Origin of the sequence: Micromonospora sp. NPDC048063 (assembly GCF_043202855.1) — a bacterium.
In the GTDB taxonomy this organism is placed as follows: domain Bacteria; phylum Actinomycetota; class Actinomycetes; order Mycobacteriales; family Micromonosporaceae; genus Micromonospora.
In genome coordinates this window covers 173,348-188,842 of record NZ_JBIDBG010000006.1, presented here as the reverse complement: position 1 = coordinate 188,842, position 15,495 = coordinate 173,348, and the positions used below count along the sequence as shown (strand labels likewise).

The 15,495-nt window shown below is 76.7% G+C and carries 13 protein-coding genes; 7 read left to right on the top strand and 6 right to left on the bottom strand.

Translation table 11 applies throughout. The features are described from left to right. Positions 1-92 precede the first annotated feature (92 nt). The 4 genes from ACGFZ2_RS17605 to ACGFZ2_RS17590 form a co-directional block, all read right to left on the bottom strand. Entirely contained in the window at positions 93-3,482 is a 3,390-nt protein-coding gene (locus ACGFZ2_RS17605; protein ID WP_393454705.1) for an error-prone DNA polymerase, read from the bottom strand. Positions 3,483-3,551: 69 nt separating this feature from the next. Next, a complete protein-coding gene (locus ACGFZ2_RS17600) occupies positions 3,552-5,237 on the bottom strand; it encodes a DNA polymerase Y family protein (RefSeq protein ID WP_393454702.1) in 1,686 nt (561 codons plus the stop codon). After that, positions 5,234-6,073: a hypothetical protein gene (locus ACGFZ2_RS17595; protein WP_393454699.1), complete on the bottom strand. Its 840-nt coding sequence runs from the start codon at positions 6,071-6,073 to the stop codon at positions 5,234-5,236. The genes ACGFZ2_RS17600 and ACGFZ2_RS17595 overlap by 4 nt, the downstream gene beginning before the upstream one ends. 93 nt (positions 6,074-6,166) lie before the next feature. Further along, the gene (locus ACGFZ2_RS17590; protein ID WP_393454696.1) at positions 6,167-6,616 is read right to left on the bottom strand and encodes an SAV_6107 family HEPN domain-containing protein; all 450 of its coding nucleotides are present in this window, start codon (positions 6,614-6,616) and stop codon (positions 6,167-6,169) included. A 637-nt stretch (positions 6,617-7,253) separates the two neighbouring features. On the opposite strand from ACGFZ2_RS17590, the gene ACGFZ2_RS17585 reads away from it, so the two are divergent. From ACGFZ2_RS17585 to ACGFZ2_RS17555, 7 genes are all read left to right on the top strand, one after another. Beyond that, positions 7,254-8,222 carry a DMT family transporter gene (locus ACGFZ2_RS17585; RefSeq protein WP_393454693.1) on the top strand — a complete coding sequence of 323 codons (969 nt, stop codon included), beginning with the start codon at positions 7,254-7,256 and terminating at the stop codon, positions 8,220-8,222. A 176-nt stretch (positions 8,223-8,398) separates the two neighbouring features. Next, positions 8,399-8,887 (top strand): YbaK/EbsC family protein, encoded by a 489-nt coding sequence (locus ACGFZ2_RS17580; RefSeq protein ID WP_363705767.1) that lies wholly within the window; start codon positions 8,399-8,401, stop codon positions 8,885-8,887. 20 nt (positions 8,888-8,907) lie between these two features. Beyond that, positions 8,908-9,672, top strand: a complete 765-nt coding sequence (locus ACGFZ2_RS17575) for a monooxygenase (RefSeq protein ID WP_393454975.1) — start codon at positions 8,908-8,910, stop codon at positions 9,670-9,672. Continuing rightward, positions 9,669-10,253 (top strand): GNAT family N-acetyltransferase, encoded by a 585-nt coding sequence (locus ACGFZ2_RS17570; protein ID WP_393262796.1) that lies wholly within the window; start codon positions 9,669-9,671, stop codon positions 10,251-10,253. Before ACGFZ2_RS17575 ends, ACGFZ2_RS17570 begins: the two co-directional genes overlap by 4 nt. Continuing rightward, on the top strand, positions 10,250-11,128 hold the full coding sequence (locus ACGFZ2_RS17565; RefSeq protein WP_393454690.1) for a carotenoid biosynthesis protein: 879 nt from the start codon (positions 10,250-10,252) through the stop codon (positions 11,126-11,128). Before ACGFZ2_RS17570 ends, ACGFZ2_RS17565 begins: the two co-directional genes overlap by 4 nt. After that, positions 11,125-12,252 carry a glycosyltransferase gene (locus ACGFZ2_RS17560; RefSeq protein WP_393454687.1) on the top strand — a complete coding sequence of 376 codons (1,128 nt, stop codon included), beginning with the start codon at positions 11,125-11,127 and terminating at the stop codon, positions 12,250-12,252. Before ACGFZ2_RS17565 ends, ACGFZ2_RS17560 begins: the two co-directional genes overlap by 4 nt. Before the next feature lie 11 nt (positions 12,253-12,263). Beyond that, entirely contained in the window at positions 12,264-13,751 is a 1,488-nt protein-coding gene (locus tag ACGFZ2_RS17555; protein ID WP_393454684.1) for a phytoene desaturase family protein, read from the top strand. A gap of 80 nt (positions 13,752-13,831) precedes the next feature. Here ACGFZ2_RS17555 and ACGFZ2_RS17550 read toward each other — a convergent pair whose 3' ends face one another. Together ACGFZ2_RS17550 and metF are read right to left on the bottom strand one after the other, a co-directional pair. Then, complete coding sequence (locus tag ACGFZ2_RS17550; RefSeq protein WP_393454681.1) at positions 13,832-14,521, bottom strand: CDP-alcohol phosphatidyltransferase family protein; 690 nt, start codon at positions 14,519-14,521, stop codon at positions 13,832-13,834. Between the two features lie 44 nt (positions 14,522-14,565). Beyond that, positions 14,566-15,483, bottom strand: a complete 918-nt coding sequence (metF, locus tag ACGFZ2_RS17545; RefSeq protein WP_393262809.1) for a methylenetetrahydrofolate reductase [NAD(P)H] — start codon at positions 15,481-15,483, stop codon at positions 14,566-14,568. Positions 15,484-15,495 lie beyond the last annotated feature (12 nt).

Below are 15,495 nucleotides of genomic sequence, written 5' to 3'. Positions count from 1 at the left end.
CATTCCCCCTCGTGCCACGCGGGCCGCTCTGCCCGCGCGAGCAGGAGTCTCCCGCCATCGGCGGCGAAAAACCGTAATGTGGATCACTGTCGTCAACGGAAATCGCGCGATGCCGGGCTGACCGGCGGCTCGATGGCGTCCAGCCGGTCGGCGGTGAGGTTGGTGACTCCCTCGTGCCGCTGCAACCGGCCGCGCACCACCAGCGCCGCGCTGGTGCGGGCGACTCGACGGTAACGCTGCCAGAGCCCCGGGGAGCAAGTGACATTGAGCATCCCCGTCTCGTCCTCCAGGTTGAGGAAGGTGACCCCGCCGGCGGTCGCGGGGCGCTGCCGGTGGGTGACGATCCCGCCGACCCGGATCCGCCGACCCGGATCCACCCGGCCGAGCCGGGCGATCGGCACCGCGCCGAGGGCGTCGAGCTGCGGGCGGATGAAGCGGGCCGGGTGGCTCTCCGGCGACAGCCCGGTGGCCCACACGTCGGCGACCAGCCGGTCCACCGCCTCCATACCGGGCAGGGTGGGCGCGGCCGCGCCGGTCACCGTGCCGGGCAGGCGGCCCGGCCGGTCCTGGGCCGCCGCGCCGGCCGCCCAGAGGGCCTCCCGCCGGGACAGCCCGAAACAGGCGAAGGCGTCCGCGGTGGCCAGCGCCTCCAGCTGCGCGGCGGTGAGACCCACGCGCCGGGCCAGGTCCGCCATGTCGCGGTACGGCCCGCGCGCCGTCCGCTCCGTCTCGATCCGCTCGGCCACCTCGTCGCCGAGGGTACGCACGGCGGAGAGCCCGAGCCGGACGGCCGGGCCGCCCAGCCCCCAGGCGTGCGGCGGCTCCCCCGGCGCGCTGCCCCAGCGGGTCTGCGGGAGGGACTCCAGCACCGCCTTGGCGCCGCTGGCGTTGATGTCGGGCCGGCGGACCTCGACGCCGTGCCGGCGGGCGTCGTCGACCAGGGTCTGCGGGGAGTAGAAGCCCATCGGCTGGGCGTTGAGCAGCGCGGCCAGGAACGGGCCCGGGTGGTAGCGCTTGAGCCAGGAGCTGGCGTAGACCAGGTAGGCGAAGCTCATCGCGTGGCTCTCCGGGAAGCCGTAGCTGGCGAACGCGGAGAGCTTGCGGTAGACGTCGTCGGCCAGCTCGCCGGTGATGCCCCGCTCCGCCATGCCCGCGTAGAGGCGGTCGGCGATGCGGGCCATCCGCTCGGCGGAGCGTTTGGCGCCCATCGCCCGGCGCAACTGGTCGGCCTCCGCGGCGTCGAAGCCGGCCAGGTCGATGGCGAGCTGCATGAGCTGCTCCTGGAACAGCGGCACGCCGAGGGTCTTCTCCAGCGCGTTGCGCATCAGCGGGTGCGGGTAGGTCACCGGCTCCTCGCCGTTCTTGCGCCGGATGTACGGGTGCACCGAGCCGCCCTGGATCGGGCCGGGCCGGATCAGCGCCACCTCGACCACCAGGTCGTAGAACTCGCGGGGCTTCAGCCGGGGCAGGGTGGCCATCTGGGCGCGGCTCTCCACCTGGAACACCCCGACCGAGTCGGCCCGGCAGAGCATGTCGTAGACCTCCGGGTCGTCCAGCGCCATGCCGCCGAGGTCCAGGCTCATCCCGATCATGTCGTAGCCGTAGTGCAGCGCGGAGAGCATGCCGAGCCCGAGCAGGTCGAACTTGACCAGGCCGACGGCGGCGCAGTCGTCCTTGTCCCACTGGAGCACGCTGCGGCCCGGCATCCGCCCCCACTCCACCGGGCAGACCTCGATCACCGGCCGGTCGCAGATCACCATGCCGCCGGAGTGGATGCCCAGGTGCCGGGGGAACGTCTGCAGCTCGTTGGCGTACGCGACCACCTGCTCGGGGATGTCCTCGACGTCCACCGTCGCGACCGCGCCCCACCGGTCGATCTGCTTGCTCCAGGCGTCCTGCTGGCCGGGCGAGAAGCCGAACGCCTTGGCCACGTCCCGCACCGCCGAGCGGGGCCGGTAGGAGATGACGTTGGCGACCTGGGCGGTGTGCTCCCGGCCGTACCGGGCGTAGACGTGCTGGATGACCTCCTCCCGGCGGTCGGACTCGATGTCCACGTCGATGTCGGGCGGGCCGTCGCGCTCCGGGGCGAGGAACCGCTCGAAGAGCAGCCGGTGCCGGACCGCGTCCACGTTGGTGATCCGCAGCGCGTAGCAGACCGCCGAGTTGGCCGCCGAGCCCCGGCCCTGGCAGTAGATGTCCTGCTCGCGGCAGAACGCGACGATGTCGAAGACCACCAGGAAGTAGCCGGGGAAGCCCAGCTCCTCGATCATGTTCAGCTCGTGGTCGAGCTGCGCGTACGCCCTCGGGTGCGCCTCCCGGGGGCCGTAGCGCTCCCGCGCTCCCCGCTCGGTCAGGTGGCGCAGCCAGCTCATCTCCGTGTGCCCCGGCGGCACCGGGTACGCCGGCAGCCGCGGCGCGACGAGCTGGAGGTCGAAGGCGAGCTCGGCCCCGAACTCGGCGGCCCGGGCCACCGACCCCGGGTACGCGGCGAACCGGGCCGCCATCTCGGCGCCGCTGCGCAGGTGGGCGGTGCCGGCCGCGGGCAGCCACCCGTCGATCTCGTCCAGGCTGCGCCGGGCCCGTACGGCGGCGACGGTGGTGGCCAGCCGGCGCCGGCCCGGGGTGGCGTAGTGCACGTTGTTGGTGGCCACCGTGGGCAGGCCGGCCGCCGCCGCCAGCTCGGCGAGCGCGTCGTTGCGGTCGGCGTCGACCGGGTGCCCGTGGTCGGTCAGCTCCACCGCCACCGTCTCCGCGCCGAAGAGGGCGGTCAGCCGGTCCAGCTCGCGGGCCGCCGCGTCCACCCCCTCGGTGAGCAGCGCCGCCGGCACGTGCCCCTTGCGGCAGCCGGTGAGCACCAGCACGTGGTCGCGCAACTCCGCGGCGACCTCCTCCAGCTCGCCGTAGACCGGGCGGCCCTTCTCGCCGCCGCGCAGCTGGGCGCGGGCGATGGTCGAGGCGAGCCGGGCGTACCCCTCGTGGCCGTGGGCCAGGAGCAGCAGGTGCCGCCCGAGCGGGTCGGGCTCGCCGTTCTGCGGGCCGGGCAGGTCCAGGGAGAGCTCGGCGCCGAAGATCGTCGGCAGGTGCAGCGCGCGGGCCGCCTCGGCGAAGCGCACCACCCCGTAGAAGCCGTCGTGGTCGGTGACGGCGAGCGCGGTGAGCCCCAGCCGGGCGGCCTCCTCGGCCAGTTCCTCGGGGTGGCTGGCGCCGTCGAGGAAGCTGAAGTTGGTGTGGGCGTGCAGTTCGGCGTACGGCACCACGCCGTCGGGGCGGGTCAGCTCCGGTGGCTGGTAGTGCTCCCGCTTGCGGCTCCAGGCGGGAGAGTCGCCGCCGTCGGCGTCCACGGCCAGCGGGTCGACCACGTGCAGGTGCCGCTCGTCACGCGACCGGCCGCCCTGCCCGTCGGCCCGCCCGGCCCGGGGTTTCCGGCCGGAGAGCACGCGTTCCAGCTCCGACCAGGGCAGCTTCGGGTTGTGGAAGCTCATCGGGGCCCCGCCGGGTTGACGTCCTGCCGCTGCCGCTCGGCGGCGACGCCCGCAGTCGGCCGGGCGCCCTCAGTCATAGATCGCCTCCACCAGCCAGTGCCCGGCCTCCACCGCGAGCAGCAGGGCCGTGCCGTCGGCCAGGCAGACCTGGAACCGGGCCCGGCGGCGGGCCTCGGCCGGCGCCCACCAGCGCTCGTCGACCGGCCACGGGCCGGCCCAGCCGACGATCTCGGCCGGCCGCGCGGTGCCCACGGTCAGCCGGGCCGGCGCGGCGCTGACCTGGAGCCGCGCGCTGACCACGACCGGCTCGCCGGCGGCGTCGTGCACGGCCGCGGCGAGCGGGTCGGGCAGCACCACCGCCGGCGCGGGCGGCGGCAGCCGGCCCGGCCACGGCGGCTCGCCCGACCGCGCCGACGGCCGGCCCGGCAGCGGCGGCCGGTCCGACAGCGGCGACTGACCCGGCCGATCCGGCAGGGACGACTGACCCGGCCGGTCCGACGGCCTGTCCGGCAGGGGCGGTGGGCCGGGGCGGGCCGGCAGGCGTTCGTCCCCCCACGGCACCAGGCGCACCTGGTCGCCGGGCGAACGGCCGCCGCCGAGCACCGCGGTGACCACGGCCTCGGGGCCGAGGATGCCCTGCACCCTGCTCAACGCCCGGTGTGCCCGCTCCCGCTCCTCGCCGGTCTCCCCCCACAGGCCGGGTTGCAGGCCGGCCTGGGCGATCACCCCGTCGGGGACCAACCGCAGCCGGATGATGCCCGCCGTCGGCCGGGCCGGGCGGGCGCCGCCCCGGCCGACGCCACCGGACAGCCAGCCGTCGAGCTGCCAGCGCACCCGGTCCGCGATGGCGGCCGAGGTGAGCAGCCCGTCGTGCCGCCAGACCCGGTGCAGCTCCTGGCCGTGCGCGGTGACTGCCTCGATGCCGAGGCGGGTGCAGGCCAGCCCGTGCGCGGCGAGCCGGTCGTGCAGCCGCTCGGCCAGCGCCCGGGCGGCGAAGGCCGCCGTGTCGACCCGGTCGAGCGGCTCGTCGTGGTCGGCGGTGACCGCGAGGTCGGCCGGGGGCTGCCGGACGGCGAGCGGACGGTGGTCCCGCCCGGCGGCCAGCCGGTGGGCGAGCGCGCCGTCGAAGCCGAACCGGGCCAGCACGTCGCCGGCGGGCAGCGCGGCGAAGTCACCCAGGGTGCGCACGCCGAGCCGGCGCAGCAGGTCGGTCAGGGCCGGCCGGCCGAGCGCCTCGACCGGCAGGTCGGCGAGGAACCGCGGTGTCGCGCCGGGTGGGACGACCTGCCCGGCGCGGGCGGCCAGCCCGGCGGCGAAGACCCCGTCGGCGATGCCGACCTGGCTCTCCACCGCGCACGCCTGGGCGACGTGCTCGACGATCCGCTCGGCGGCCGCCTCCTCTCCCCCCAGGTAGCGGCTCGGCCCCCGGGCCGCCACCGCACACGCGCCGGGACGCACCACCTCGACGCCCGCGACCAGTTCCTCGACCGCGGCGACCACCGGCTCGAACGCCCGGGCGTCCCGCCCCGGGTCGTACTCGACGACGGTGAGCTGCGGGCAGCGCCCCTGCGCCTCCCGTTTGCGCAGCCCCCGGCGCACCCCCTCGGCGCGCGCCCGCTCCGAGCAGGCGACCACCCGGTTGGCGTGCAGCACGGCGACCGGGCCGGTGGCGGGCACCCCGTCGACGATCTCGGCGGCGAGCACCGGCCAGTCCGGGCACCAGAGCAGCAGGGTCCGCACCGGCGCACCGGTCATGCCGGACCGACCAGGGTGAGCGGGCCGCGCCGGGAGGTGTCGGCGGACGCGACGGCCGGCGGGGCGGACACGGTGGCCGACGGGGCGGACGCGGTGGACGCGGCGACCGGGCGGAGCCGGCCGGCGGCCGACCGGCCGGTGACGGACCCGGCGGCAGGGCCGGGGGCGGAGCGGGGAATGACCCGGGTGAGCCCGTCCCCGGGCAGCCACATCTTGATCTCCTTGGGACGGGCGGCGGCCCCGCGCCCACGCGCCGAGACGGTGACCTCGCGGCGGCGCAGCCGGCCCCGGCCCGTCCCGAGCCCCTCCCAGGCTCCCCGGACCACCTGGAGGGTCACGTCCGCGCCGTCCCACCGCCCGTACGGGACGAGGACGCTGCCCCGTTGCCGGGCCCGGGCGACCAGCCGGTTGGCGACCGAGGCGGAGACCGTCGCCGGCACGGCGGTGACCACGACGTCCACCCCGTCGATCAGCGCGGCGATGACGGTGGCCCACTCCGGGCCCGGGTGGGGCACCAGGGCGAGCCGGTCCAGGGCGATGCCGAGCTCGGCGGCCGCGCCCGCCCCGAACGTCGGCACCCCCACCACGGCGCACCACGAACCGGCCCGGGACGCCTCGGCGAGCAGCGCCAGGACCAGCGAGGTGCCGCCGCTGCGCCGGGGTTGACCGGTGGCGACCGCGATCGTGCTGCCGCGCCGCAGCCCCCGGTTGGGCAGCAGCCCGGTCAGCTCCGGGGCCACCGGCAGCACCCGGTGACCGCCCGCCGGATCCGGCGCGCTCGCCGGACGCACCAGAGCGGCCAGTGCGGCGGAACCGACCACCATCCGGCCCGCCATCGGACCTACCCCCCGTCGTGCTGTCGATCGGATGTGCGCGTGGTGCCCGGAGCCGCCCGGCTCCCCCCGCCGGGCGGCCCCGGGCGCCACAGATCAGGCGGCGAGGCCGTCGAGCGCCGGTTGGTGGGCCACGCCGAGCGCGGCCTCCACCACCGCGACGAACTGTTCGGCGGCGCGCAGCAGGTCGTCGGCCTCCCGGGCGGTCACGACCCGCGGGATGCCGGCCTCGGCGGCGGCGCGCTTGCCGGCGCCGAGGGCGAAGAACCGGGCCCACTCGTCGAGCTCGGGGGCGACACCGGAGAGCAGGACCCAGACGCTGGTGATCCGGTTGCGCCGGGCCGGGGCGGGACGCGCCCGGGCGGCGAGCAGGGCCGCCGCCGCGCGCAGCGCGGCCAGGTGGGCGGCCGCGTAGCGGAGGCCGTCGGGGCGGGTCTGGGCGGCTTCGGCCAGCCCGTGGCGGGCCACCGCGAGAAGCTGGGTGGGGGTGCGGTGCGGCAGCACGTGCGCTGGCACCGTCGGTGCCTGAGCCGGGTTGGTCGGCATGGGACTGTCTCCTCCACGTGGCCGAGCCGCCCCTGACGGCGGAGCTGGTCCGCCGACGGGACGCCGGGTCGAGTGGTGCGGAGGAAGACGCACCGGATGGGGGCCGGCCGGGTGTGGACGCTTCCCCACACCACACCCGGCCGGCACAACCGGCGGGTTCGTCGCCCGCCGCCCGGGGGTCGTGGGCGGCGGGCGACGCTCCTGCCTGACGGGCCGGGCTCGCGACTGCCCGGGACCCAGGTGCGGCCCGCGGAGCCGCACCGCCCGGGACCGGCGCCGCGAAACACCACCCCGGGCTGTTTGGAACGGGCGTTCGAGGCAATCGAACACTCGTTCTAACTGCTGCTGACAGTACACCCTCCCTCCGACGAAAACGCAACGTGTGGCGCGCGGGAGTCGGCCGGCGTCCCCACACGCCACACCCTGTCGGCGGCAACTCCCGGCACCCGCCGGCGCGGCCACGGCGGCGTACCACGCCAAGCCGGGCAGGGCGACCGAGGATCCGGGCACGCCAAGCCGGGCGGGGCGACCGAGGATCCGGGCACGCCAGCCCGAGCGGCGCACCGGCGGGCGATGCGACCGACGTAACGACTGGTTGCCCTTACGGCCCTGACGAGGGCGGCGGTAGCCTCCGCTCGTGACAACCCCCCGCCCCGCCCTCGGGGTCGCCATGGTGCTCGGCTCGGGAGCGCTGTTCGCCGTCAACGGCACGGTCTCCAAGCTGGTGCTCCGCGCCGGCCTGGACGCACCGCAGCTCACCCTGCTACGCGCCGTCGGCGCCGTCACGGGGCTGCTGGCCCTGAGCCTGCTGCTGCGCCCGGGGGCGCGCCGGCTCCGGATCACCCCCCGCCAACTGCCGCTGCTGATCGGGTACGGGCTGACCGGCTTCTTCGCCGTGCCGATGCTCTACTTCGTCGCCATCTCCCGGCTGCCGGTCGGGATCGGGCTGCTGTTCGAGTACACCGCCCCACTGCTGGTCGCCCTCTGGGCCCGGTTCGGCCAGCGCCACCGCGTACGCCCACGGCTCTGGGCCGGCCTGGCGCTGAGCCTGCTCGGCCTCGGCTGCGTGGCCGAGGTGTGGGGCGAGCTGAAGCTGGACGGCCTCGGCGTGCTCGCCGGTCTCGGCGCCGCGGTCTTCCTCGCCGGCTACTACGTGCTCGGCTCGCACGGCGTGGCGCGACGGGACACGCTGTCGCTGTGCACCTGGGCCTTCGGCGCCTCCGCCGTGGCGGGCCTGCTCACCCGCGCTGTCACCGTGGGTGCCGGCGGCTGGGAGCCGCTGACCGCCGACACCGACCGGGGCGTGCCGGTGGCGCTGCTCTGCGGGTACGTGGTGGTGCTCGGCTCGATCGTGCCGTACCTGCTGGTCGCCGGGGCGATGCGGCACCTCCCGGCGACCAGCGTCGGGATCGTCGGCATGGTCGAGCCGGTGATCGCCTCGGCGGTCGCCTGGGTCGTCCTCGGCGCCGGCGAGGCGCTCAACACCGCCCAGCTCGCCGGCGGGCTCCTGGTGCTGGTCGGCGTCGCGCTGGCCGAGACGGCCCGGGTCGCCGCGCCCCGGGTCACCGCGCCGCCCGCGCCGGACGCCGTCGCCGTCCCCCACTGAGCCGACCGGCGCGGCCGGCCCGCGACGCCGTGCCGGCCGCGCCCCCGGCCAACATCGACCGGAGCGGCCGGCCCACGACCCCGGCCGGTCCGCGACGCCGTGCCGGCCGCGCCCCCGCGAAGGGAGTCGGCGTGGCCGGGTGAGCCGGCGGCGGGCGTACCGGGAAGAATGGCGGCATGCAGCCACACCCGAACGTACGGGCGGTGCAGGACGTGCTCGACGCCGCAGGCGCGCGGGACGGGTCCGGCGCGCCGAGCGCCGTCCGCCTGCTGCCCGACGCGGTCCACACCGCCGCGGCCGCTGCCGAGTCGCTCGGCGTCGGGGTCGGCCAGATCGCCAACTCGCTCGTCTTCGAGGCGGACGGCGCGCCGCTGCTGGTGCTCACCTCCGGCGCGCACCGGGTGGACACCGCCGGCCTGGCCGCCTCCATCGGGATCACCCGGCTGCGCCGGGCCACCCCGGACTTCGTCCGCGCGCACACCGGGCAGGTGATCGGCGGGGTCGCCCCGGTCGGCCACCCGCGCCCACTGCGCACCCTGGTCGACACCGCCCTCGAGCGGTACGACGAGGTCTGGGCGGCCGGTGGCGTCCCGCAGGCGGTCTTCCCCACCACGTACCGGGAACTGCTGCGGGTCACCGGCGGTACGCCGGCCGAGGTGGCGTGAGCGAGCGGAGCGAGCGAACCATCGGGCTCAGCAGCGGTACCGACGGCGTGGACGGCGTCCCGGGGCTGGTCACCCTGCACGTGTGGCGCACCTCCCGCACCGCGCTGCCCCGGGCGCTGACCCGGATGGCGGTCGACCCCCGCCGGCTGCGCGCGCTGCCCGGCGTGCGGTTCGGCAAGCTGCTCGGCACCGGGACCGGCACCGGCTTCGGGCCAGGCGACGCCGACCTGACCCGGTGGGCGGCGCTGACCGTGTGGGACTCCCCCGCCGCGTCCGCCCGCTTCGACGACTCGCCGGTGGGGCGCGCCTGGGCGCGTCTCTCCCGCGCGGCCGTCCGGGTCGACCTGCGCCCGCTGAGCAGCCGGGGCGAGTGGTCGGGCCGACGGCCGTTCGGGGAGCCGTCCGGCGGCCGGGTCACCGGCCCCGTGCTGGCGCTGACCCGGGCCCGGCTGCGCCCCCGGCGGGCGGTCACCTTCTGGCGGGCGATCCCCCCGGTGGCCGCCGCGTTGCACGCCGCGCCCGGCCTGCTGGCCCGGTTCGGCGTCGGCGAGGCCCCGCTGGGCTGGCAGGGCACGGTGAGCGTGTGGCGTGACCCGGCGGACCTCGTGGCGTTCGCGTACCGTCACCCGGAGCACCGCGCCGCGATCATGCGGACCCCCACCGAGGGGTGGTACGCGGAGGAGCTCTTCGCACGGTTCGAGGTGCGCGACGTGGTCGGTGACCGGGCGGTGCTGGGATGGGTCGCGGACGGCGGCCCGGGAGCGGTGGAGGGTGCACGGTCATGAGGTTGGTGCGGTGGACACCGGACGATCTCGTCCGACGGCTGGACGACGTGGTGGCCGTCTACGGCGAGGCCATGGGGTACCGCACCGACCTGCTGGAGGCGCGGCGCGGCTACATCGCCACCCACGTACGCCGGCCCGGCTTCCGCGCCGTCGCCAGCCTGACCAGCGAGGGTCACCTGGCCGGCTTCGGCTACGGCTACCTCGGCGCCCCCGGGCAGTGGTGGCACGACCAGGTGTGGCGGGCGCTGCACGCCCCGGCCCGGCAGCGCTGGCTGACCGACTGCTTCGAGGTGGTGGAGCTGCACGTCCGGCCGCCCGCGCAGGGGCACGGCCTGGGCGCGGGGCAACTGCGGGCCCTGCTCACCCTGGCGGAGGGGACGACCACCCTGCTCTCCACGCCGGAGGCCGACGAGCAGCGGTCCCGGGCCTGGCGGCTGTACCGCCGGTTCGGCTTCGTCGACGTCCTGCGCCACTTCCACTTCCCCGGCGACGAGCGCCCGTTCGGCGTGCTCGGCCGGGACCTGCCGCTGGAGCCGCCGACGCCCGCCCCGACCGGCCGGGCCGGTCGGGCCGCGCCGTGACCCGGCGGCTGTCCTGGGCGCTGCTGGCCGTACTGGTGCTGGCGCAGATCTGCTACCCGCTGACCACCGGGGAGACCCGGGCCCGGCTGACCGTCGCCACCGTCGTGCTCGGCTACCTGCTCTCGGTCGGCCACGCGCTGCTCAGCCGGGGCCCGCGTACGGCGGCGGCACTGGTCGCGGTGGCCACCGTCGGCGGATTCGCCATCGAGGCGCTCGGCGTGGCCACCGGCTTCCCGTTCGGCAGCTACGACTACTCCGGCGAGCTGGGGCCGAAGCTGGCCGGAGTGCCGCTGATCATCCCGCTGGCCTGGACGTGGATGGCCTGGCCGGCCTGGCTGGCCGCCACCCGGCTGACCGGCGGCGACGCCGGAGACCTGCCCGAGCGCCGGGGTGACGCCGGGGGCCGACCGGGACGCCGGGACGGCCGGTTCCCCGTCCGGCGGATCGCGCTGGCCGCCGTCGGGCTGGCCGCCTGGGACCTCTTCCTCGACCCGCAGATGGTGACCGAGGGCTACTGGGTCTGGCGGGACGCCACCCCCGCGCTGCCCGGCCTGCCCGGCATCCCGGTGAGCAACTACCTGGGCTGGCTGCTCTTCGCCGTGCTGATGATGGGCGCGCTGCGTCCGCTGGCCGGGCCCGCCGTCGCCGGCACCGACGGGCGGGACCACCCGATGTTCGCGCTCTGGCTGTGGACGTACTTCTCCAGCGTGCTGGCCCACGCGGTCTTCCTCGACCTGCCCGCCTCGGCGCTGTGGGGCGCGGCCGGCATGTCGGTGGCCGCCGTGCCGCTGGCGGTGACGCTGGTCCGCGCCCGCCGCGACGACCGGATCCAACCCCGTCAGCCGCAGCGCCCCGGCGTCGACGCGACGGCATGACCGCCGTCCTCGCGCTGCTGCTCGGCGTCGCCGCGTTGACCGCGCACACCCTGGTCAACGCCGGCCACTGGCTGCGCCGCCCGACCGACCGGCCGGCGCCGGTCACCGAGCCCGTGGCGGTGCTGCTGCCGCTGCGCGACGAGGCCGGGCGGGTCGCCCCCTGCCTGCGCGCGCTGCTCGCCCAGCGGGGCGTGCCGGCGCTGCGCGTCGTGGTGCTCGACGACGGGTCGACCGACGGCACGGCGGAGGTGGTCCGCGCGGTGGCCGGCGACGATCCCCGGGTCACCCTGTTCGACGGGGTCGCACCGCCGCCGGGCTGGCTGGGCAAGCCGCACGCCTGCTGGCAGCTGGCCGCCCGCGCCGATCCCACGGCGACCGTCCTGGTCTTCGTCGACGCCGACGTGGTGCTCGCCCCGGACGCGGTCGCGGCGGCGGTCACCGAGCTGCGCGCCGCGCGGGTGACGCTGTTGTCCCCGTACCCCCGGATCCTGGTGGCGACGGCGGCCGACCGGCTGGTCCAGCCGCTACTGCAGTGGCTGTGGCTGACCTTCCTGCCGCTGCGGGCGATGGAGCGCTCGCCGCGGCCGTCGCTGGCCGCCGCGGGCGGGCAGTTCCTGGTGGTGGACCGGGCGGGCTACGACGCGGCCGGCGGGCACGCCGCAGTCGCGGACCGGATCCTGGAGGACATCGAACTGGCCCGCGCGGTCAAGCGGGCCGGCGGCCGGATCGCCCTCGCCGACGGCTCCCGGCTGGCCGCCTGCCGCATGTACGAGGACTGGCCGCAGCTGCGCGACGGCTACACGAAGTCGCTCTGGGCGACCTTCGGCCACCCGGGGGCCGCCGCCGCGGTGGTGGCCCTGCTGCTCCTGCTCTACACCGCTCCCCCGCTGCTGGCGGCGGGCGCCCTGGCCGTCGGCGCGCCGGCGGTGGCCGCCGCGGCGCTGGTCGCCTACCTGCTCGGGGTGGCCGGACGGGTGGTCAGCGCCCGGGCGACCGGCGGGCGGTGGTGGCCCGACGCGCTGGCACACCCCGTGTCGGTCGTGGTCCTCGGCTGGCTGACCCTGCGGTCGTACCATCTGCGGAAGCGGCGACGCCTGTCCTGGCGCGGCCGCCCCGTCACCTAGGGAGGCGCGGCATGGCGCGGATCGTGGTCGTCGGCGCCGGGGTGGGCGGGCTGGCCACCGCCGCCCGGCTGGCCGCCACCGGGCACGAGGTCACCGTGCTCGAACGCGCGGACACGGTGGGCGGCAAGCTCGGCCGGTACGTCCACGACACCCCGGCCGGCCCGTTCCACTTCGACACGGGGCCGAGCCTGCTCACCCTGCCCGACGTCTTCCACGACCTGTTCGAGGCGACCGGCGCGAAGCTCGACGAGTACCTGGACCTGGTGCCGGTGGACCCGATCGTGCGGCACGTCTTCCCCGGCGGCGGCCCGGCCCTCGACTCGTGCGCCGACCCGGCCGAGTTCGCCGCCCGGATCGGCGCGGCCTTCGGCGACCGGGCCGCGGCGGACTGGCAGCGGCTGTGGCGCCGGGCCGCGCGGGTCTGGCAGGCGTCGCACCAGGACGTCCTGCGCCGCCCGATCGGCTCCCCGCTGGACCTGGCCGCGCTGGCCTGGCGGCTGGGCGACCTGGCCGCCATCGGGCCCGGCCGGACGCTGCGCGGGCTGGGCCGGCGACACCTGTCCGACCCCCGGCTGCGGATGCTGCTCGACCGGTACGCCACCTACACCGGCGCCGACCCGCGCCGCGCGCCGGCCGCGCTGGTCGCCGTGCCGTACGCCGAGCTGGCCTTCGGCGGCTGGTACCTGCGCGGCGGGCTGGGCACGCTCGCCGACGCGCTGCTGACCCGCTGCCTGGACCTCGGCGTGGTCGTGCAGACCGGCGCCACGGTCACCCGGATCGACGCCGCGGGCGGCCGGGTGCACGGCGTACGCCTGCGCGGCGTCACCGCGCCGGTCCCCGCCGACGTGGTGGTGGCCAACGTCGACGCGCTTACCCTCTACCGGGACCTGCTGCCCAGCCCGCGCCGGCTGGCCGGGCTGACCGACCGCAGCCTGGCCGGCTTCGTGCTGCTGCTCGGCGTCGCCGGGGGCTCGGGGCTGGCCCACCACACCGTGTTCTTCCCCCGCGACCACGACGCCGAGTTCGACGCGGTCTTCGGCCGGCCGGGGCGTGGCGTACGCGCCCGACCGGCGGCGGACCCTACCGTCTTCGTCACCGTGGCCGACGACCCGGTGGTCCGTCCGGCCGGCCACGAGGCGTGGTTCGTGCTGGTCAACGCGCCCCGGCACGGCACCGCCGCCGGCGCGGTCGACTGGCGCCGGCCCGGCCTCGCCGAGGCGTACGCCGACCGGCTCCTCGACGTGCTGGCCGAGCGCGGCGTCGACGTGCGGGACCGGCTGGTGTTCCGGGAGGTCCGCACCCCGGCCGACCTGGCCGACGCGACGGGCGCCCCGGGCGGGGCGATCTACGGCACCGCCGGCGGCCTGCTCCGCCCGGCCAACCGGGGTCCGGCGCACGGGCTGTGGCTGGTCGGCGGCTCCAGCCACCCCGGGGGCGGCCTGCCGATGGTGACGCTCTCCGCCCAGATCGTCGCCGACGAGATCGGCCCCGCCTGGTAGGGCCGGCTGATGTAAGGAAGGGCACCTTCTTAACGCCTGAGGTAGAGGAAGGGCCCCTTCCTCACACCTCGGCAGCCCGGTCAGCCGGCGTCGATCAGGGCGCGGCGGACGGCGGAGAGGAGCTGGCCCAGCCCGAAGCCGGCCAGCAGCACCCAGACGGCGGTCGCCATGGTGATGGTGCCGGCCGCCAGGTCCGGCTCGATCAGCCCGGTCAGCCCGGCCAGCAGGAGCCCGACCAGGGCGACCGAGACCCGGGTGGGGCGCTCCCCCACGGTCACCGCGCCGATCTCCCGCATGCCGGCGGAGACCGCGCGGGCGCGCACGTACTCGTGCAGCCAGGAGAGCGCGCCGGCGGTCGCGACGAGCGCCCCGGGCGCCCCGATCAGCCAGAACGCGGCCAGCCAGGCGACCTCGCCGAGCCGATCGGCCAGCGAGTCGTAGACGTAGCCGAGCCGGGTGGTGCGGTTCGTGGCCACCGCCACCGCGCCGTCGACGCTGTCCGCCACCGCGGCGAGCAACACGAACAGCGCCCCGAGGAAGGGGCCGTTCTGCGGCCGTACGGCGAGCAGCGGCACGCAGGCGCAGAGCAGCACGCCGACCACGGTGACCGGCGTCGGGCCGACCCGCAGCCGGCCCAGCACGAACCCGACGTGGTAGGCGAACCGCAGCCAGGCGCGGACGACCGGGGCCGCCGCCCGCGGGTCGAAGCCCCCGTGCAGCCGGGCCCAGGCCGTGGCGTACTCGTCCCAGTTCAGCTGTGTGCCCACCACCGATCAACCGTCGCAGCGGCGCTCAGGTGTCGCGGCGTGTGCGGTCACACCCGCGCGCCGACCTGGAGGTTGTGCCAGACCTCGCGGGTCGCGGTGGAGCGGTTGAGGGTGATGAAGTGGATCCCCGGCACGCCCTCGTCGAGCAGCCGCCGGCACATCTCGCTGGCCTGCTCGACGCCGAGCCGGCGCACCGCCTCCGGGTCGTCGGCGATCGCCGCGAACCGCTCGGCCAGGGCCGGTGGGAAGGGCGCCCCGGAGAGCTGCACGGAACGCTCGATCGTGCCGATCTGGGTCACCGGCATCACTCCGGCCAGGATCGGGGTGTCGCAGCCGGCCGCGGCGACCCGGTCGCGCAGCCGCAGGTAGTCGTCGGCGTCGAAGAACATCTGGGTGATCGCGAACTCGGCGCCGGCCCGGCACTTGCGGACGAAGTGCTCCGTGTCGCTGGCCACGTCGGGCGAGCGCGGGTGCTTGTACGGGAACGCCGCCACCCCCACGCTGAAGTCGCCGGCGTCACGCACCAGGCGGACCAGGTCCTCGGCGTAGAGCACGCCCTCGGGGTGGCGGACCCACTCGCCGCCCGGGTTGCCCGGCGGGTCGCCCCGCACGGCGAGCACGTTGCGCACCCCGACCCCGGCGAGCCGGCCGATGACGTGACGCAGCTCGGCGACGGAGTGGTCGACCGCGGTCAGGTGGGCCATCGGCAGCAGGGTGGTCTCGGTGGCGATCCGCTCGGTGACCGCGACCGTGGTGTCGCGGGTCGACCCGCCCGCGCCGTAGGTGATCGAGACGAACGAGGGACGCAGCGACTCCAGCTCCCGGATCGCCTGCCACAGCAGCCGCTCGCCCTGCTCGGTCTTGGGCGGGAAGAACTCGAACGAGAAGGTCGGCTGGTGGTCACGGATCAGCTCCCCGATCGCCGGCTGCGGATTGGGGAGGACCGAGGGAAGACCGAGCGCCACCCCACGACTCTA

Excerpts from the sequence above, each read along its gene's own strand:
- ACGFZ2_RS17605 (WP_393454705.1), bottom strand. The coding sequence starts at position 3,482 with ATGAGCTTCCACAACCCGAAGCTGCCCTGGTCGGAGCTGGAACGCGTG.
- ACGFZ2_RS17600 (WP_393454702.1), bottom strand. The coding sequence starts at position 5,237 with ATGACCGGTGCGCCGGTGCGGACCCTGCTGCTCTGGTGCCCGGACTGG.
- ACGFZ2_RS17595 (WP_393454699.1), bottom strand. The coding sequence starts at position 6,073 with ATGGCGGGCCGGATGGTGGTCGGTTCCGCCGCACTGGCCGCTCTGGTG.
- ACGFZ2_RS17590 (WP_393454696.1), bottom strand. The coding sequence starts at position 6,616 with ATGCCGACCAACCCGGCTCAGGCACCGACGGTGCCAGCGCACGTGCTG.
- ACGFZ2_RS17580 (WP_363705767.1), top strand. The coding sequence starts at position 8,399 with ATGCAGCCACACCCGAACGTACGGGCGGTGCAGGACGTGCTCGACGCC.
- ACGFZ2_RS17570 (WP_393262796.1), top strand. The coding sequence starts at position 9,669 with ATGAGGTTGGTGCGGTGGACACCGGACGATCTCGTCCGACGGCTGGAC.
- ACGFZ2_RS17560 (WP_393454687.1), top strand. The coding sequence starts at position 11,125 with ATGACCGCCGTCCTCGCGCTGCTGCTCGGCGTCGCCGCGTTGACCGCG.
- ACGFZ2_RS17555 (WP_393454684.1), top strand. The coding sequence starts at position 12,264 with ATGGCGCGGATCGTGGTCGTCGGCGCCGGGGTGGGCGGGCTGGCCACC.